The sequence below is a fragment of the Paraburkholderia sp. USG1 genome (genome assembly GCF_031570135.1).
Lineage (GTDB): Bacteria > Pseudomonadota > Gammaproteobacteria > Burkholderiales > Burkholderiaceae > Paraburkholderia > Paraburkholderia dioscoreae.
On the sequence record NZ_JAMWXW010000023.1, the window covers coordinates 83468 to 100740 of the forward strand.

The 17273-nt window shown below is 64.6% G+C and carries 14 protein-coding genes; 6 read left to right on the forward strand and 8 right to left on the reverse strand.

The window, feature by feature from the left end:
• Positions 1-258 precede the first annotated feature (258 nt).
• Both NE850_RS26995 and NE850_RS27000 read left to right on the forward strand, forming a co-directional pair.
• Entirely contained in the window at positions 259-684 is a 426-nt protein-coding gene (locus NE850_RS26995) for a hypothetical protein (RefSeq protein WP_310699617.1), read from the forward strand.
• A gap of 49 nt (positions 685-733) precedes the next feature.
• Complete coding sequence (locus tag NE850_RS27000) at positions 734-991, forward strand: hypothetical protein (protein ID WP_007176408.1); 258 nt, start codon at positions 734-736, stop codon at positions 989-991.
• Between the two features lie 88 nt (positions 992-1079).
• Here the strand turns inward: NE850_RS27000 and NE850_RS27005 are convergent, their stop codons facing one another.
• Entirely contained in the window at positions 1080-1550 is a 471-nt protein-coding gene (locus NE850_RS27005; protein WP_165187904.1) for a hypothetical protein, read from the reverse strand.
• A 320-nt stretch (positions 1551-1870) separates the two neighbouring features.
• Here NE850_RS27005 and NE850_RS27010 point away from each other — a divergent pair, with 320 nt between their 5' ends.
• The 3 genes from NE850_RS27010 to NE850_RS27020 are packed head-to-tail and all read left to right on the forward strand — an operon-like array spanning position 1871 to position 6621.
• Positions 1871-4222 carry an FdhF/YdeP family oxidoreductase gene (locus tag NE850_RS27010; protein ID WP_007176406.1) on the forward strand — a complete coding sequence of 784 codons (2352 nt, stop codon included), beginning with the start codon at positions 1871-1873 and terminating at the stop codon, positions 4220-4222.
• Positions 4209-5606, forward strand: a complete 1398-nt coding sequence (locus NE850_RS27015; RefSeq protein WP_165187899.1) for a cytochrome ubiquinol oxidase subunit I — start codon at positions 4209-4211, stop codon at positions 5604-5606. The genes NE850_RS27010 and NE850_RS27015 overlap by 14 nt, the downstream gene beginning before the upstream one ends.
• Before the next feature lie 25 nt (positions 5607-5631).
• Positions 5632-6621, forward strand: a complete 990-nt coding sequence (locus tag NE850_RS27020; protein WP_007176404.1) for a cytochrome d ubiquinol oxidase subunit II — start codon at positions 5632-5634, stop codon at positions 6619-6621.
• Between the two features lie 47 nt (positions 6622-6668).
• Here the strand turns inward: NE850_RS27020 and NE850_RS27025 are convergent, their stop codons facing one another.
• From NE850_RS27025 to poxB, 7 genes are all read right to left on the reverse strand, one after another.
• Positions 6669-7625, reverse strand: a complete 957-nt coding sequence (locus NE850_RS27025; protein WP_007176403.1) for an AraC family transcriptional regulator — start codon at positions 7623-7625, stop codon at positions 6669-6671.
• 836 nt (positions 7626-8461) lie between these two features.
• Positions 8462-8899 (reverse strand): PRC-barrel domain-containing protein, encoded by a 438-nt coding sequence (locus NE850_RS27030; protein WP_007176401.1) that lies wholly within the window; start codon positions 8897-8899, stop codon positions 8462-8464.
• Positions 8900-9115: 216 nt separating this feature from the next.
• Positions 9116-10075, reverse strand: coding sequence for an HlyD family secretion protein (locus NE850_RS27035; RefSeq protein WP_007176400.1), 960 nt, complete (start codon positions 10073-10075; stop codon positions 9116-9118).
• A gap of 63 nt (positions 10076-10138) precedes the next feature.
• A complete protein-coding gene (locus NE850_RS27040) occupies positions 10139-10339 on the reverse strand; it encodes a DUF1656 domain-containing protein (protein WP_007176399.1) in 201 nt (66 codons plus the stop codon).
• Positions 10323-11828, reverse strand: coding sequence for an efflux transporter outer membrane subunit (locus NE850_RS27045; protein ID WP_165187894.1), 1506 nt, complete (start codon positions 11826-11828; stop codon positions 10323-10325). Before NE850_RS27045 ends, NE850_RS27040 begins: the two co-directional genes overlap by 17 nt.
• Positions 11825-14002, reverse strand: a complete 2178-nt coding sequence (locus tag NE850_RS27050) for an FUSC family protein (RefSeq protein ID WP_165187892.1) — start codon at positions 14000-14002, stop codon at positions 11825-11827. The genes NE850_RS27045 and NE850_RS27050 overlap by 4 nt, the downstream gene beginning before the upstream one ends.
• 319 nt (positions 14003-14321) lie before the next feature.
• Positions 14322-16043 carry a ubiquinone-dependent pyruvate dehydrogenase gene (gene poxB, locus NE850_RS27055; protein WP_310699618.1) on the reverse strand — a complete coding sequence of 574 codons (1722 nt, stop codon included), beginning with the start codon at positions 16041-16043 and terminating at the stop codon, positions 14322-14324.
• Positions 16044-16350: 307 nt separating this feature from the next.
• Here poxB and NE850_RS27060 point away from each other — a divergent pair, with 307 nt between their 5' ends.
• Positions 16351-17271 carry a LysR family transcriptional regulator gene (locus NE850_RS27060; RefSeq protein WP_007176395.1) on the forward strand — a complete coding sequence of 307 codons (921 nt, stop codon included), beginning with the start codon at positions 16351-16353 and terminating at the stop codon, positions 17269-17271.
• Positions 17272-17273 lie beyond the last annotated feature (2 nt).

The window sequence follows — 17273 nt, forward strand, 5'->3', positions numbered from 1 at the left end:
CCGCCGCGCCCCGGGAACCGGCCACATATCGCACCGATGTACGCCCCCGTCATGCGCGGGGCGCGGACAACCTGCCCAACCCACGTTCCCTGCCTCGCCCCAGGCGGCGGGCCACGCCGCCCGCCGCGTGCGAATCCGCAAGCAATCGTGCTGCAACGAAAGATCGAAGCCGGCCGGACCACGATACTGGGCTCCGTCAGTCTTCCCTCACTCGATCCATTGCGCAGCCTTTCGCGGTCGGCGCGCGGAGAACACATCATGAGCGCCGAGAAAGCTATCTGGTTTCGACCCGCTTGGGGCTATGCAGCAGCCGCCGTGTGTGTCGCGCTCGCGGCCTGGGGCGCAGCGAGTCCACCGCCCACGCTCGGCATCGTGCAGGTGCTCGACCAGACCGACCGCGACATGCAATTGCCGCTCGAACGGTTTGCCGTCGAAGCGGCCAACACGGCCGCCTCGTCGTCGCAAGCACTGCGGCAGCCACAGCGGCAACTGCCGGCGCCGTCGCCGGGTCAGTCGCCCCAGCACGGCGCGCAGCGCTCGCCACAGGATCGACGCATGAGCGACTACGTGCCCAATTGGACCGCAGGGACCGACAACGGCTTTGCCAGGCTGGGCACACCACGCCGGAAGACCGGCGCACCCGGCTACTACAGGAAGACCGACGACCACAAGAACTGGACGTGACCGGTCAACCCCGTTCATCCGACCACCCGCCAATCATCGGAGTTGTCCCATGATCAACCAATCGCTACGGCCGGCCGCGCTCACTGGAGCCACGCCGACGGCTACCATTTCGGACCCGAGGATCCGGCGCTGGTATGCGGATCTGATGGCCGACCGGCGCCTTGTTTGCGAGCACGATGGCGCACGCTGGATCGTCGCGGTCGACGGACGGCGCCTGGCCGACGAGCACGCATTCGAAGCCGCGGTGCACAGCGCCTATGCAATGACGCGCGCGCTCTCAGCGCTGGATAGAGCGCGGGCGGCCTGAGCAACCCGCGACACGCCTTAACAGAACACTCGAAGAATAGAAGCGAAGGGGAACCCACGAAAGCGCCGTCGCGACGACGGCTGCCCAATCACTCCTCGTCGGGGTACACGCCAGCCGACACGAGGCACACAAAGGCGGTCGCTTTCAGCACGCATTCCACCGAAGACAGCACGAATCCCAGCGGAAACACCCGATACTCGACCGGCAGCCCGAAGGCCACCGCCATCAGGCCGATCGTGCAAAGGAACGCGTAGGCGATCCGCGCCACACGGCTGCCGGCCAGAACGAAGCCCACCAGCGCAACCCACAGCACTTTGGCGACCACGCACGCAAGCGCATCGCGCGTGGACATGCTGACCCAGAGTTCGAACGGCAACTCCAACACAGACCAGACGGCGGTCGCGATGACGACGCTGCGCGTCCAGCGCCCGAGTACCGCAGGTTTGATCGGCGCCAGGTTCCGAGTGTGCCAGTCCGTCGTGTCGGCGTGCCGGGCGGCCGGCAAAAAACCCAGATCGCTGTCGTTCATCTCGCGGTGTGCTTCGTCCAGATATCGCATGTTGATGCTCCGGTGGCGCTCAGGTGTCGGCGCGCAATAAGCAATCCATCAATCGTGAGGAATGTGGCGCCGCTGCGCCGACTTCACGCGACCTCGCCGGGTGCGAACCATTATTCGCCGCCGCGCCGCGCCGATCTTTTCAGAACGCCTGCGAGCTTTCGAAAATGCACGGCGTGCGCCGCACTGTCCTCACGCTACCGCCGACGTGCACCGCATCCTGCGTGCGAATTTGAAATTGACGGGCATTTAAACAAGACCTGTGTCCGGCGGCGGCTCATCCTTCGACTTCATGTTCCTCAACGAAACATCGGGAAACGGTCATGTCCAAACGAAAGACTATTCGCATCTATAGCGAGCCCGCGGGCGGCTGGGGTGCGCTGAAGGCAACCGGCGAGGCACTCGCGCTACAAGGCGTGGCCGTGTCCGGCGCGAAGACGCTTCTGCGGATGAATCAGCCGGAAGGCTTCGACTGTCCGGGCTGCGCGTGGCCGGACCCGAAACACACGTCGTCGTTCGAGTTCTGCGAAAACGGCGCAAAGGCCGTGGCCTGGGAAGCCACCGCGAATCGTTGCACGCCCGGTTTTTTTGCTGCGCACAGCGTGTCGGAACTGACCGCATGGGACGACTACGACCTCGAAATGGCCGGCCGTCTGACCCATCCGATGGCTTACGACGCGGCCTCCGACCGCTACCTGCCGATCGAATGGGACGACGCCTTCGCCTTGATCGCACGGCATCTGAACGGCCTCGACAGCCCGGATCAGGCCGACTTCTACACTTCAGGGCGCGCGTCCAATGAAGCCGCGTTTCTCTACCAGATCTTCGTGCGCGAGTTCGGCACGAACAACTTCCCCGACTGCTCGAACATGTGCCACGAGGCGACCAGTGTCGGTCTTCCCGAATCGATCGGCGTGGGCAAAGGCACGGTACTGCTCGAAGATTTCGAGCAAGCCGACGCGATCTTCATCTTCGGTCAGAATCCCGGCACCAACAGCCCGCGCATGATGAGCGATCTGCACAGCGCCTCGCGGCGCGGCGCGAAAATCGTCTCGTTCAATCCGTTTCGCGAGCGCGCGCTGGAGCGTTTCGCCTCGCCGCAGAATCCGGTGGAAATGGCCACGCTGGGCTTCACGCAGATCAGCTCGTTTCTTTATCAGGTGCGTGTGGGCGGCGACGTCGCCGCGCTCAAGGGCATGATGAAAGCCGTGATCGAAGCCGACGATGCCGCCCTCGCCGCCGATCAGCCACGCGTGCTCGATACGGAGTTCATCCACGGACATACGCACGGCTTCGACGAGCTGGTCGCCGATCTGCGCGCCACCAGCTGGGATGCGATCGTGCAGCAAAGCGGGCTGTCGCGCGGCGACATCCAGAATGCGGCGGATATTTACGCAAAGGCCAAAAACGTGATCCTCGTATACGGCATGGGGCTCACGCAGCATCACCGCGGCACCGAAAACGTCCAGCAGATCGCCAATCTGGCGCTGCTGCGCGGCAATATCGGCCGGCCCGGCGCGGGCGTGTGCCCGGTGCGCGGACATTCGAACGTGCAGGGCAACCGCACGGTCGGCATCACGGAGAAGCCCTCGCCGGCGTTGATCGACGGGATAGAACGGGCCTTCGGCTTCCGGCCGCCTGCGGCACACGGCCATGACGTGATCGCCGCCATCGATTCGATGATGCGCGGCGACGCCCGGGTGTTCGTGGCGCTCGGCGGCAATTTCGCCGCCGCCGTGCCCGACTGGATCCGCGTGCAGGCGGCAATGCGCAAGCTCGATCTGACGGTTCACATCGCCACCAAACTCAATCGCAGCCACCTCGTGCATGGCAAGGAAGCGTTGATTCTGCCGTGCCTCGGCCGCACCGAGATCGACATCCAGGCCGACGGCCCGCAGTCGATTACCGTCGAAGATTCGATGTCGATGGTGCACGCTTCCGGCGGCCGCAATGAGCCCGCGTCACCGCATCTGAAGAGCGAGCCGGCGCTCGTCGCGGGCATTGCGCGCGCCACGCTCGGCCCGGACTCGCACGTCGACTGGGAACATCTCGTGGCGAGCTACGACCGCATTCGCGACAAGATCGAAATCGTCTATCCGATCTTTCAGGCGTACAACGAACGGATTCGCGTACCGGGAGGCTTCCATCTTGCATCGAGCGCGCGCGAGCGCATATGGGCCACGGCCACTGGGCGCGCCAATTTCCTCGTCTTCAAAGGACTCGACGAAAACCCGGTTCACAACGATCCCGATGCGCTGTGGCTCACCACCATGCGCAGTCACGACCAATACAACACGACGCTTTACTCGCACTCGGACCGTTACCGCGGCGTGTTCGGCCAACGCGACGTGATCTTCATGAACACGCGTGAATTGCAGAAACGCAACCTGCATCCCGGCGAGAGGGTGGATGTGTATGCGCTGTCCAGCGATGGAATCGAGCGCGTGATCCGCAGTTTCAAGGTGATCGACTATTCATTGCCCGACGGCTGCTGCGGCGCCTATTACCCCGAAGCGAATCCGCTCGTGCCGCTCTACGCGTTCGACCCGAAAAGCCGCACCCCCTCGTACAAATCCGTGCCGGTGAAGATCGCGCGCGCCGCGGCGGTCGGTCCCGACTCCACTTATCAGGCGACCATTGTCGGCGCCACGGGAGCTCATCATGCATCTCGGTGACGTCCTCGATCTGTCTCGCGCCCAGTTCGCGATGACGGCTATTTTTCACATTCTGTGGCCGATCCTGACCATCAGCCTGTCGGCCTTCCTTCTTCTGATCGAAGTGCTGTGGCTGCGCACCGGCAACGTCGGCTATTACCGGCACGCGCGGTTCTGGAGCAAGCTGCTGGTGCTGAATTTCGCGGTGGGCGTGGTCAGCGGCATTCCGATGGAGTTTCAGTTCGGCACCAACTGGGCCAGCTTTTCGCGCTATAGCGGACAGTTCTTCGGCAACATTCTCGGCTTCGAAGGCGCAATGGCCTTCATGCTGGAAGCCGGCTTTATCGGCGTGATGCTGCTCGGCTGGGGCCGCGTGCCGCGCGGGGTGCATCTGTTCGCCACCTCGATGGTCGCGCTCGGCTCCAGCATCTCGGCATTCTGGATCATGGTCGCCAATTCGTGGATGCAGACACCGGCCGGCGTCACGGTGGAGAACGGCAAGATCATCGTGACCGACTATGCGGCGGCAATCTTCAATCCGGACATGGTCTGGGGCGTGACGCACATGTGGGTCGCGGCCATCGAAACGGGCATGTTCGTAATCGCCGGCATTTCCGCATGGAACCTGTTCAGGCGCCGCAATCCGGAGTTCTTTGCACGTTCGTTCAAGATCGCTTTGCTGGTGCTCGTATTCGTCGCGCCGATCCAGATCTGGCTCGGCGATTCGAGCGGCGGCAGCGTGTTCGCGACGCAGCCGGCCAAAGGCGCCGCGATTGAAGGTCACTGGACCACCAACCCGCCCGGCACCGCCGCGTCGTGGTCGCTGCTCGCGTGGCCGGACCAGACGACGCAACGCAACGACTGGTCGATCGAAGTGCCCGGCATGCTGAGCATTCTCGCCACCCATACGCTGCACGGCGAGGTCAAAGGCCTCACCGACTTCGCGCCGGCCGACCAGCCGCCGATGCTGCCGTTGCTCTATTACGCGTTTCGCCTGATGGCGGGCATCGGTTTCGCTTTCATGGTGCTGGCCTTCTGGACCGCCTACGTATTGCGCAAAACGCGCGGCAATCTCGAACGGCTGCTAGAGCAACGCAAGCTGCTATTCGCCTGGGTGCTGTGCATTCCGCTGCCCTATGTCGCGGTCGAAGCCGGCTGGATCGTGCGTGAAGTGGGACGTCAGCCGTGGGTCGTGTACGGCTTGCTGCGTACGAAAGATGCCGTGTCGAGCGTGGCGGCCTCGTCGGTGACGCTGAGCATGGCGATGTTTTTCTGCTTCTACCTGGTATTGCTCGGCACCTTCTTCGTGCTTGCGCGCAACTGGCTGCGCGCCGGTCCCGACCTCACGCTGATTCCACCCGCGGCCGTCAAGGCCGAGGCGGCGTCGACCGTCGCCGAGTACTAAACCCTTCCCGTTCCGAGGCAATCTCATGGACAGCTCCACTCACACGATGCTCGCCGTCACCTGGTTCGGACTGATCGGCCTGATGCTGGTGTTCTACGTCGTCACCGACGGCTTCGATCTCGGCGTCGGCATACTCAGCCTGCTGCGCAAACGCCGCGAGGACCACGACGTGATGGTGCAGACCATCGGCCACGTCTGGGACGCCAATGAAACGTGGCTCGTCGTGCTGGGCGGCGCGCTGTTCGGCGCGTTCCCCCCGGCCTATGCGTTGCTCCTGCAGGATCTGTATCTGCCGGTGATGCTGCTGATCGGCGGGTTGATCATGCGTGGCGCCGCCATCGAGTTTCGTCACAGCGTCTCGCACGGTCCGACCTGGGACAAGGTGTTCGGCATCGGCAGCCTGATCGCCGCGATCGCCCAGGGCGTAATACTCGGCAAGGTGATCACCGGCCTGATTCCGGGAGACATGAGCGGTGTGTTCGTCGCCGTGTCCGCTATCGGCGTGGTGGCGGGTTACTCGCTGCTCGGGTCCACCTATCTCGTGAAGAAGACCGTGGGTTCCATCGAGCAATGGTCGCGCCGTCTCGCGCTGCTGAGCGCGTTCGTCACGGTGGCCGCGGCAGTCGTGCTGACCGCGGCGACGTGGTTCTTCAGCGAGGTGGGACACGACCGGTGGACGCAGCACGGCGTGTTTCATGTACTGATCGCGCTAGGGCTCGCCTCCGCGTTGGCCTTCGCTTACATCATGGGATCGTTGTATCTCGGCAGTGTGCGCGGGCCGTTTCGCGCGTCGGTTGCGCTGTTCGTGTTGTCGTTTGCCGGGCTGGCCGTCAGTCTGTTCCCGGACTTTGTTCCGGGCAAGCTGGGGATTGTCGAGGCTGCGTCCGATACACCCACGCTGGTGTTCATGTTGATCGGGATCGGAATGGTCTTTCCGGTGATGATCGGATATAACCTGTACCAGTACTATATTTTTCGCGGCAAGGTGGTGGGACAGGCACATGCGGGCGAATGAGAGGCCGGCCTTCGCGCGGCGAGCCGGCATAAAAGCCGCGTATGTGTCTACCGATCGACATTCGCTTTCATCCGCCAGCAATACGGTGTTTCTCCAACCAGGCGTTTGAACACCGTCGTAAAGTGAGCCTGCGAACGGAAGCCGCAGCTCAATGCAACGTCGAGCACGTTATGTTTCGACTCCCGCAAAAGCTGCTGCGCATGGTCGATCCGGCGGCGCAACAGGTATTCGTGCGGACGCATGCCGGTGGCGCGGCGAAACTGCGAGGCGAAATGCATCCGGGTCAATCCCGTGCTGTTGGCGATATCGGCGAGTCCGATCGGTTCGGCAAGGTGCGCGTCGACGAATTCGATCGCGCGGTTGAGCCGCCAGAGCGGCAACGCACTCGCCTCGCGCGTCTGCCGGTCTTTCGCGGTGAAATGCCGGACAATCACGCGCGACACGATCGCAAGGCTCACGCTGTCGGTGAAGACCTTGCCGAGCGCGGCGTCGTCGGATTGCGATACGGCGAGCGCCTGTCCAAGACGTTCGAGCGCGGGATCGCGCACGAGCCTGGGATCGTCGATGCGGATATCGCCCGCATGCGGCCGGCCGAACGTGTCTTCGAAGCATTCGCTCAGCACCTGCTGCGAAACGAACAGGTGCAGCACGTCGCCCGGCGATTCGAACACGGCGCGGCACGCCACCTCCGGCGCGGTGATCTGCAAGGCGCCCGCAGTCACCCTGCCGCGCACGAGCGTGCGGCCGGCATGGGAGAAGGTCAGCGACGTGCATTTGAGATTCATCGCGAAGCAATGACATGCCGCACTGCCCGGATTGACGACCTCGATGGGCTGGGTGTCGTTACGGGTCCAACGCGACACGAGAATATTGCCGCGCTGGGCCGTGTCGGCGGCTTCGTCGCCGGGACAGCGCCATTGATGCTCCATGCCGATCCGGCTCACCAGACTTTTCCGGGCGACATCCGCTGCGGGTTCGGGATATAACGTCGACGAACTGATCATGATCGGGGCATCCGTTCAAGTGGTGAGGCAGTGCCCAATAAACGCGGCGCTGCATGGACTCCAAGGTATCGCACGGCGATTGGTCCAACCTGTCCTACCTACGGTTGTCTGCAATGACCATTGGTTGGGTCGTTTCATATCCGGGTTTAATCGAGCGGCAAACGGCGCACGCCGCGCGGGGAGCGCGGAAGCGAACGTCGGGGCGTGCCGGAATCAGTGGAAACTACCGCGCTTCTTTGAATAGAAGCCATGAACGACCTATACCCGCGTAGGAGTCCGCTAGCCTCGAAATCCGCGGACACCACGCACGAATTGCGCCGTCGCGCACACCGCGTTCAACTGCGAGAACTACGCGCCGGCGTCGTCATGCCTTGCGGCGGCTCGATGCCGGGCACGATGACGGCGGCCGGCATCGACATGAGATTGGCGTCGAGCGGCGCTCCGGGAGGAGCTCGGCGGCAGGCTTTCATGACGGCCGGACCGACGGGTGGCCACAGGCCAGCAGAGCGCAAGGAAGAGGTAGGCAGGTACATGGACATGGCGTTCGAGGCGGGCATTCGTTGACGAATACCGGCAGCCTGTCCGTCAGGATGACAGCCAGCGCGGCTGTCAGGGCACATGACACTCAGACCTACCGGCGAGCGATAGCTTTCTGTCTGAAGTGGATCATGCGCGAGCACGCGTCAATGGCGGTACTTATTTTTTCTTAAACCTTCAAAAACCACGGCCGCGACAGACTTCCGCACTTGCGCCGGAAGTCATGTCGCACAGGCGGCCAGGACGTGAGCCGCCATTCACGCGGCGGACATATCGAGCCGCCGCGTGAGACTCATCCATTAATGATGGCCGTAGTCCTTGCGAGCGATAGGAACCGTGCGAACCTTCGAATAGACGAACACGGGCAGCGACTTGACCACCTCACGCGTGGCGCCGGCCCAGACGAGCTTGCCGTTCGAATAGTCCAGCTGCGACATCGGAATCGCCACGTCGTGCTGGGACACGCCGAGGAACTGGTGAGCCGCCACGATCCCGAAGGAAACGGCGTTGTCCGGCGCGACGATGATGTCGTGGAGCACGCCGACTTTCTCGCCCTTGTCGTTGTAGATGCTCTTGCCGAGCAGGCTCTTCTTGACGCTCCAGCCTTCGACGACGAGTTGCGCCTGCTCCACGGTAATGCCGATCGGCTGCGCGCCCGCCACCTGTGCATTTGCCTGCTGGCTCATCGCGCCGAACGCCGACGCTGCCAGAAACACGAGTGTCCACTTTGCCTTCATGATGATTTTCTCCGCGAGATGCGTTGTTGAAAAAAAATGAATCGCAACACAGTGACGGCATCTGACGTGCCGCTGCCCAGGTCGCGCTGACCGCTACTATGAACCGATTGCGGGCGTAGCGCTTTCGAATTTGCACGGCGGCGGAGCTCTCGCATCCGCCATGTGGTCTCCGCCGGTGCCCCGCGCACCGGCCGGGCGCAGCGGCGCGATCGGTGATCATTGGCCTGCATGCGGCTGCAGCGTGACCGTGCAGGTCATGCCCATCGCGAGCTTGAGGCCGGCGGGAATCTGGTCGAGGTGGATCCGCACCGGCACCCGCTGGGCGAGCCGCACCCATGTGAAGACCGGATTGACGTCCGCCAGCAGGTCGCCGTTGCTGGTCGGGTTGTCGCGGTCAGCAATCCCGCTTGCCAGACTGTCGACGTGCCCCTGGATGTCCTTGCCGCCCGACATCAGCCGCACCACCGCGTGATCGCCGATATTGACGTGCGGCAGTTTCGTTTCCTCGAAGTAGCCGTAGACCCAGAACGAGTGCGAGTCGATCAGCGCCATGCGCGCCGTGCCGGCCGTGGCGAAGTCGCCGGGATACAGGTTCAGGTTGGTAATGAAACCGTCCGACGGCGCACGCACCTCGCTGCGCGTCAGGTTCAGCACGGCCGTCTGCTGCGCCACCACGGCCGCCTTGACCGCAGCTTGCGCCGCGCCATAGGCGGCGACGTCGGCGGAATAGTCGGCGGCGGACTGTTTGGCGAGCGCGGCCGAATCCAACCGGCTTTCGTCCGAAATCACGTCGCCAGCCAGGTTGGCCCGCCGCGCCGCCTGGGCGCGCTTCATCGCGAAACCGGATTCGCTTGCCGCCATGCGCGCCCTGGCCTGCGCCAGTTGCGCCTGGGCGCGCAGAAGATCGGCGTCGGCCTGCGCGACCGCATAGTGGAAGCGGGCCGGATCGAGCACGAACAGAATGTCGCCCTTGCGCACCAGTTGATTGTCCTTGACGCGCACTTCGCTCACCAGCCCCGACACATCGGTGGCGACCTGCACGACCTGCGCGCGGACGCGGCCGTCGCGGGTCCAAGGCGAGAACATGTAGTCGAGCCACAGCATGCGGACCAGCGCGATTGCCACCACGAGTAGCGTAAGCGTAAAAATGGCGCGCAGGATGGATTGCGTTTTCATCTTGATAACCTGGCGTGAGCGGGAGCAGTCAGCGGGTTCATGGGGATCAGTAACAGGCGAGCGTCATCGCCACAGCAGCAGCGACACGCCGCTGAACATCGCGGCAAATAGCGCAACGCGGAACAGGCTCGGGTGCCAGGTGTAGCGATAGAAGCCGAGCCTCGCCAGCACCAGGTCGAGGACGACGAACAGCAGCACGCAACCGGCGAGAATCGGCAACAGCCCTGGCACGAGCAGCGCAAACAGATCAATTTCGCCCGGCATCGGCCACTCCTTCCGGCACACGATCCGCCGGCGCCGCGGCGAAACCGCCGCCAAGCTCCTTCATCAGCAGGGCCCATGCGTCGAGCCGCCTGGCCTGCACGGCCGCAAGGCTTTCCTCCTGCTCCAGCTGGGCGGCCTGCGCCGCCAGCACATTGATGAATTCGGTAATGCCGCTGCGATAACCCGTGTCGGCGAGCTGAAACGATTTGCGCGCCGAATCGAGCGTGGTTTCGATCGACGCCTGCTGCTGTTCGAGCGAACGCAGCGACACGACCTGCGTCGCGACGCCCTGCATCGCATTCACCACGCTCTGGTTGTACGCATCCACCGCGGCATCCCGTGACGCGACCGCGACGCCGTAGTGGCCGCGCCGCCGCCCCCCGTCGAAGATCGGCAGCGAGATCGCCGCGCCCACGCCATGACCCACGCCGTCGCTATTGACGAAGTTGAAGAAGCCGCCGAAGGTCGCCGCCGAACCCAGCGAGGCGCTCGCCAGCAGATTGATGTCCGGATAGAAATCGGCGTGCGCCGCGTCGATGCCCTTGTCCGCTTCGAGCACGCGCCAGCGCCCCGCCACCACGTCCGCGCGGTGCCCGATCAACTCGGCCGGCAGAGATGCCGGCAAGACCACCGGCACGTTGAGCGCGAGGCCCGGACGGCGCAGCGCATCGCCATACCCCGGCCCCTTGCCGGCGAGACCGGCGATGCCGATGCGCTCCAGCGCGAGTTGCTGCTGCGCCTGCCGCACCCGCGTCGTGCTCATCGCGAGCTGGGTCTGCGCCTGGCTGACTTCGAGACCGCTGCCGACACCCGCGCGCCAGCGGCGCGTCGCGATGTCGAGGGTGCGCTGCTGTTCGGCCTGCACTGCGTGGTAGACGTCGAGCAATGCATACTCCAACGCCAACTGCACGTAGCTGCGCACCACGGCGGTCTGCAATTCGATTTCCGCGAAGCGCGCGTCCGCGGCTGCCGCGTGCACATTGTCCAGCGCGCCTTCGCGAAGCGCGCGCGACTTGCCCCACAGATCGAGGTCATAGGAAAGGTCCGCCTGGATGGTGTTGCTCCACACCGTGGTGCCGCCCGGCGGCGCCGGGGTCGTATAGCGCGCATAGCGCCTGCGCTCGAAGCTGCCGCTCGCTTCGAGTTGCGGCAACTCGTCGGCGCCGGCAATCTGCGCCTGGAAGCGCGCCGCGTCGATCCGTTGCTCGACCGCGCGTAAGCCGGGGTTGCCTTCGGTGGCGTCCTGCACCAGCGTATCGAGTTGCGGATCGTTCCATTGACGCCACCACCCGCTCGCCGGCCACTTCGCATCGGCCTGCGTGGCGCGCAGCGCGGCGCCCGGGTCGAGCGTCGCGGGGTCGAGCATCGACTCGTGCGTGCGGATGCCGCCGCTGTCGATGCACGCCGTGAGCAGCAGCGCACAGGCGAGCGCGGCCGCCACCGGCCGGCACGTCGCGCGCAGCGGCAAGAACAGGCGCCGGGGCTTCATGCCGGCGCTCCGCTGGCTTGCCATAGAGCGAGACTGTCGTCGCGCAGTGTCAGTTCGGTGAAATGCAGCAGCGCTCGCATCCGGTAGCGCGCGAGCGTCTGCGCGTCGACCGCGATGTTCGGTCCGAGCGGCAGCAGGTCCAGCGCCTTGCGCGTCGCGGCCAGCGCGCGTTCGGCGGCCCGCGGCGTGGCCGCCGCGAACACGTCGGCGAGCGCCGCAAGCCACGCATCCTGCTCCGCGGGCCAGCCCGCCGGAAGGCTTGCGGCGAGCTGTTCGCTATCGAGTCGCAACTGGATCATCGAGCGGCCAATCTCCAGCGCGGCGAACGCCCAGCCGATCAGACGATCGCGGTCCACCCGCGCGTCGACCGGCGCCGACGCGATCTGCAGGATGAAGTCCCGCAAGCTCAATTCGAAGCTGTAGAGCAGATCGTCGAGGTCGCCGTCGCGCGCGTCATACGCGATCAGCCCGCGAATCTGCTTCATGTACTGCGCCGAGATCCAGTCGCCCGCGCGCGGCACGAGCACCGAAAACGCGACTGCGGCCACCCCGATACCGCATAGCAGTGCGAAGCCGGTGTCGAGATAGGCACTCGGGTGATAGACGGTGGGATTCGTGATGCCCACGATGAAACAGAAATACAGGCTGAAGCCGAGCCCGAGAATCGCCGTCTTTGCAAACGTATTCAGATAGCTGCCCACCATCACGACAATCGCCATCGAAGCGGCCAGCAACCCGAAGGTATCGATCCGCGGCAGCACCAGAAAGTTGAACGCGAAGCCGGTGAGCCAGCCGCCGAGGCAGCCGCAGAAAATCTGCCAGCTTGCGACCGCCGGATTGGGCGCCAGCGCGAACAGCGCGCTCGTGATCGCGACCGCGACAATCGCGGTCGCGCCGCCAACCCAACCCGAGGCAATCCATGCCGCGCCGACCGCGAGCACCGCCACGGCCGCGCGCGCACCGGCGATCGTCGCGGCGGTACGGTTGGCCGTGGCGCGGGTTCGGCCGATCCGGCTGATGGCCTGAAGCACCGATTGCGGCCACGACAGCCGGCCGACAGTGCGCACGTCGATATAGCTTCGGCACATCACGCGCAAATCGGCGATCGAGAAGAACAACGCCGCGCCGGTGGTCGCCACGAACTGACGCTGATGCGGCGAAAGATCGGCGAGCGATTGCAGCAGCCGGCCCAGAAGCGCCGGCAAGTCGCGCTCGAAAGCATCGAGGCGGCTCGACATGATCTCGACCTGCTCCATCGTGACCAGATCCGGTTGAGCCTCGTTCGGCACGACCGCGAGCAGCCCGCCGATCAGTTCTCCGACTGCCGCGAGCGCGCGCGGATCAGCCTCGGCGGCAACCCGCGCCTTCAACTGGTGAAGTGCGTGAATCCATGTGACGGTATCGAGAAAGCTCCGGTCGAGATCGAGAAACACATGGTTGCGCAGACGGACGGAAGGATCCTCGAACACGGCGCCGCTGCGCAGACTTTCCACGCCGACGCGCTCGCGAATCAGATCGAGAAACGTGTCGAAACCCGCGACGCCCTCCGTGCGGCCGAGCATCGTATGCATCGCGCTCAGCAGGTTCGTGAAATTCTTACGGCTCGCCGCGTAGAGGGCCGGCGCGACCGGCTGCGGAAACACCACCGCGCTCACCACGCTCGCGCACACCACGCCGATCACCACTTCGCTGACGGTGAACACGACGTTGTCATAGACGCCGTAGGGATTGGACCAGACCGGTATCGCCGTGATGGCGGTGCCGTAGCCGGTCAGCACGAAACCGTACGACTGGAAATTGCGGTAGTAGGCGGCGCCGAATACGCACACGCCGATCCACACCGCCAGCACGGCAAGGAACAGCAGCGGCTGCTGCGGAAACAGTGCGATGAGCAGCAGACCCGCGAAGCTGCCGCACACCATGCCCAGCCCGCGATAAAACCCCCGCGCGATCACCATGCCGCTTTGCTGATGCATCATCACGATGACGCATGAAACCATCGCCGTGGCCGGCGTGCGCAGTTCGAGGCGCATGCACAGCCCCATCGCGAGCGTCATCGCGATGGCCACCTTTGCGATATGCAGCAGGCGCGGGCCGTCGTCCTTCCAGTAGGTGATCAGCTCGTCCCGCCATCGAGGCTGGACCGCGCTGCCGGCAGCGGCTTGCTGGGTCATAGGGCTCTCGTCAGTCGCTCAACGTGTGCTGGTTCGTGTGGGTATTCGTGCGCGTGTTCGTGCGCCTGTTGCCGGGTCCGCCGGCCGCCAGGCCTTGCGAATACCGCTATGTCTACGATGCGTAGTCTGCAATAGACGGGCACGGCGCATTTGCGCAATCGCACGCTTTTTTTCGTATGCGCTGTGTGGCATGCATCTGTGTGGCATGGGCTGCGCAAGCCCGTACGCTGCGTGAAACGCCTTCGCCGCATGCGCACGTTGCACCAAAGAGGCGCCTGGAATGCCAGGCGCCCCGCTTCACTGCAAGCCGTTCGTACGGCTAGCGCAGGTTGGTGCGCGCCAGTTCGACGATCTCGTCGCCGCGTCCGTTGAGGATCGCCCGCATCATGTAGAGGCTGAAGCCCTTGGCCTGCGCGAGCTCGATCGTCGGCGGCATGGCCAGTTCGTGTTTCGACGTGACCACGTCCAGCAGCGCCGGACCGGGATGGTCGAACACCTGCTTCAACGCGCCCGCGACGTCTTCCGACTCCTCGACGCGGAGACCGAAAATACCCGCCCCTTTCGCGATTGCCGCGAAATCGGTTTTGGCGAGGTCGACGTTGGTGTCGAGATAGCCGCCCGCCTTCAACTCCATCGAGACGAAACCAAGCAGGCTGTTATTGAACACCACCACCTTGATCGGCAGGTTGAGCTGCCGCGCGGTGAGCAGATCGCCGAGCAGCATCGACAGGCCGCCGTCGCCCGACAGCGACACGACCTGGCGCCCCGGATGCGCGCCTTGTGCGCCGAGCGCCTGCGGCATCGCGTTGGCCATCGAGCCGTGGTTGAACGAGCCGTGCAACTGGCGCGTGCCGTTCATGGTCAGATAGCGTGCGGCCCAGACGGTCGGCGTGCCGACGTCGGCGGTGAAGATCGCGTCGTCGCTCGCGGCTTCGTCGATCATCTTCGCCAGATATTGCGGATGGATCGGGCGGCCCGCGCCGGCCGGCGTCGCGAGATCGTCGAGCCCCTTGCGCGCGGACGCGTAGTGCTTGCGGGCGTTGTCGATGAAACCGCGGTCGGTCTTGCGCTGCAGCTTCGGCAAGGTGGCGGCGACGGTTTCCTTCACCGTGCCGACGAGACCCAGCGCGAGCGGCGCACGGTGGCCGAGCTGCGAGCCCTTCCAGTCGATCTGGATGATCTTCGCGTCGGCCGGATAGAACGGCCGGTAGGGAAAGTCGCAGCCCAGCAACAGCAGCGTGTCGCACGACATCATCGCGTGATAGCCCGAGCTGAAGCCGATCAGCCCGGTCATGCCGACGTCGTACGGATTGTCGTACTCGATGAACTGCTTGCCGCGCAACGCGTGAACCACCGGCGCGCCGAGCGTGTCGGCAAGCGCGACCACTTCGTCGTGCGCGCCCTGTGTGCCGCTGCCGCACATGATCGTGACCGCGCCGGACGCGTTCAACAGCGCCGCGAGCCGATCGAGATCGGCTTCGGCGGGCACGATCCGCGGCGGCGCGCTTTCCGTCCACGACGGCGCTTCAGACGGTCCCTCGCTCAACGCCACGTCGCCCGGCAGCACGATCACGGCAACACCGCGCTCCTCCACCGCGGTACGCATCGCGCGCGCCAGCACGCGCGGAAACTGCGCCGCGGAGGACACCAGTTCGACATAGTGGCTGCACTCCTTGAAGAGCTCCTGCGGATGCGTTTCCTGGAAGTACCCGAGGCCGATTTCGCTCGACGGGATATGCGCCGCGATCGCGAGCACCGGCTGGTGATTGCGATGGCAATCGAACAGGCCGTTGATCAGATGCAGGTTGCCCGGTCCGCAACTGCCGGCGCACACCGCGAGGCGCCCGCTCGAAGCCGCGTCGGCGCCGGCCGCGAAGGCGGCCGATTCCTCGTGACGGGTATGCATCCAGCGGATCGAGCCGACCTGATCGAGACTGTAGGCGAGTCCGTTCAGGCTGTCGCCCGTCACGCCCCAGATCCGTTCGACGCCCGCCGCGGCGAGCGTGCGGGCGAGATAAGCGGCAATGGTGTTGCTGGCCATGCTTGACTCCTTTTTCACGGTAGTGGCAGAACGACCGGGCGCCGAAGAATCGGGACCGCGGTCGGGAAGACCGGAAGAAAACGTCACGGGAAACGGCGCGGCACGCCTTGGCCGATCCTTTTAAACTAGGCGACTATCCGAAAAATGTCCTGAAATAGCCCTGAAAACACCTTAATGACGCGGGCACCATACAGCCGGTTCAGGTTCGCAGAAGCGGATTGAAAGGCCGCCGTCCCTCGCGCGCGGCACTCGCGAGAAGCGGGGATTCCAGTATGCTGACGTACCTCCTCATATCCGGCTGTACGACATGAATCTCTCGTTCGAAGTTCTGCAGGTGCTCGATGCCATCGATCGAACCGGTACTTTTGCCAATGCGGCGGAACAGCTTCACAAGGTGCCGTCGTCGCTGTCGTACCTGGTCCAGAAGCTGGAGCTCGATCTCGGCGTCAAATTATTCGACCGCAGCGGCCGTCGGGCGATCCTCACGCATGCGGGGCGGGTGGTCGTGGAGGAAGGGCGGCGTCTGCTGGAAGCGGCGGAAGATCTCGAGTGCAAGGCGAAACGTATCCAGCATGGCTGGGAGTCGGAGCTGCACGTCGCCATCGACGAGATCATTCCGTTCGATCTGCTATGGGATCACGTCGACGCGTTCTACAAGCTGAAGCTGGACACGCGGCTGCATCTGTCGAAAGAAGTGCTGGGCGGCTCATGGGACGCGCTGTTGACGCGCCGCGCCGATCTGGTCGTCGGCGCCGCGGGCGAGCCGCCGCCAATTCCCAATCTGATCGCCAAACCGATCGGCTCGCTGCGCCACGTGTTCGTGGTGGCGCCGCATCATCCTCTCGCTGCGGCGCCGGGACCGCTGACGCTGGAAATGGTCGCGCGGCATCGCGCGGTGGCGATCGGCGATACGTCGCGCAAGCTCGCGCCGCGCACCATCGCGCTCGCCGCCAACCAGGAGGTCATGACGGTCCCCACGCTGGAGGCGAAGCTCGCCGCACAGATCAAAGGGCTCGCGGCGGGCACGATTCCGGAGTGTCTGGCCGCCGAGCCGCTGAGCCGGGGCGAACTGGTGCAAAAGGAGGTGCTGGGCATGCGCGACGTCACGCATTTCTTTCTCGCGTGGCGCAGTGACGAAACCGGCAAGGCGCTGCGCTGGTGGGTCGATCAGTTGGACCGGCCGGATCTGATCGACGAAGTTGCGCAACAGAGAATGTTGCACGGCTGAGC

Excerpts from the sequence above, each read along its gene's own strand:
- NE850_RS27035 (WP_007176400.1), bottom strand. The coding sequence starts at position 10,075 with ATGAAAACGCAATCCATCCTGCGCGCCATTTTTACGCTTACGCTACTC.
- NE850_RS27015 (WP_165187899.1), top strand. The coding sequence starts at position 4,209 with ATGCATCTCGGTGACGTCCTCGATCTGTCTCGCGCCCAGTTCGCGATG.
- NE850_RS27060 (WP_007176395.1), top strand. The coding sequence starts at position 16,351 with ATGAATCTCTCGTTCGAAGTTCTGCAGGTGCTCGATGCCATCGATCGA.
- NE850_RS26995 (WP_310699617.1), top strand. The coding sequence starts at position 259 with ATGAGCGCCGAGAAAGCTATCTGGTTTCGACCCGCTTGGGGCTATGCA.
- NE850_RS27045 (WP_165187894.1), bottom strand. The coding sequence starts at position 11,828 with ATGAAGCCCCGGCGCCTGTTCTTGCCGCTGCGCGCGACGTGCCGGCCG.
- NE850_RS27000 (WP_007176408.1), top strand. The coding sequence starts at position 734 with ATGATCAACCAATCGCTACGGCCGGCCGCGCTCACTGGAGCCACGCCG.
- NE850_RS27030 (WP_007176401.1), bottom strand. The coding sequence starts at position 8,899 with ATGAAGGCAAAGTGGACACTCGTGTTTCTGGCAGCGTCGGCGTTCGGC.
- NE850_RS27040 (WP_007176399.1), bottom strand. The coding sequence starts at position 10,339 with ATGCCGGGCGAAATTGATCTGTTTGCGCTGCTCGTGCCAGGGCTGTTG.
- poxB (WP_310699618.1), bottom strand. The coding sequence starts at position 16,043 with ATGGCCAGCAACACCATTGCCGCTTATCTCGCCCGCACGCTCGCCGCG.
- NE850_RS27005 (WP_165187904.1), bottom strand. The coding sequence starts at position 1,550 with ATGCGATATCTGGACGAAGCACACCGCGAGATGAACGACAGCGATCTG.
- NE850_RS27020 (WP_007176404.1), top strand. The coding sequence starts at position 5,632 with ATGGACAGCTCCACTCACACGATGCTCGCCGTCACCTGGTTCGGACTG.
- NE850_RS27050 (WP_165187892.1), bottom strand. The coding sequence starts at position 14,002 with ATGACCCAGCAAGCCGCTGCCGGCAGCGCGGTCCAGCCTCGATGGCGG.
- NE850_RS27025 (WP_007176403.1), bottom strand. The coding sequence starts at position 7,625 with ATGATCAGTTCGTCGACGTTATATCCCGAACCCGCAGCGGATGTCGCC.
- NE850_RS27010 (WP_007176406.1), top strand. The coding sequence starts at position 1,871 with ATGTCCAAACGAAAGACTATTCGCATCTATAGCGAGCCCGCGGGCGGC.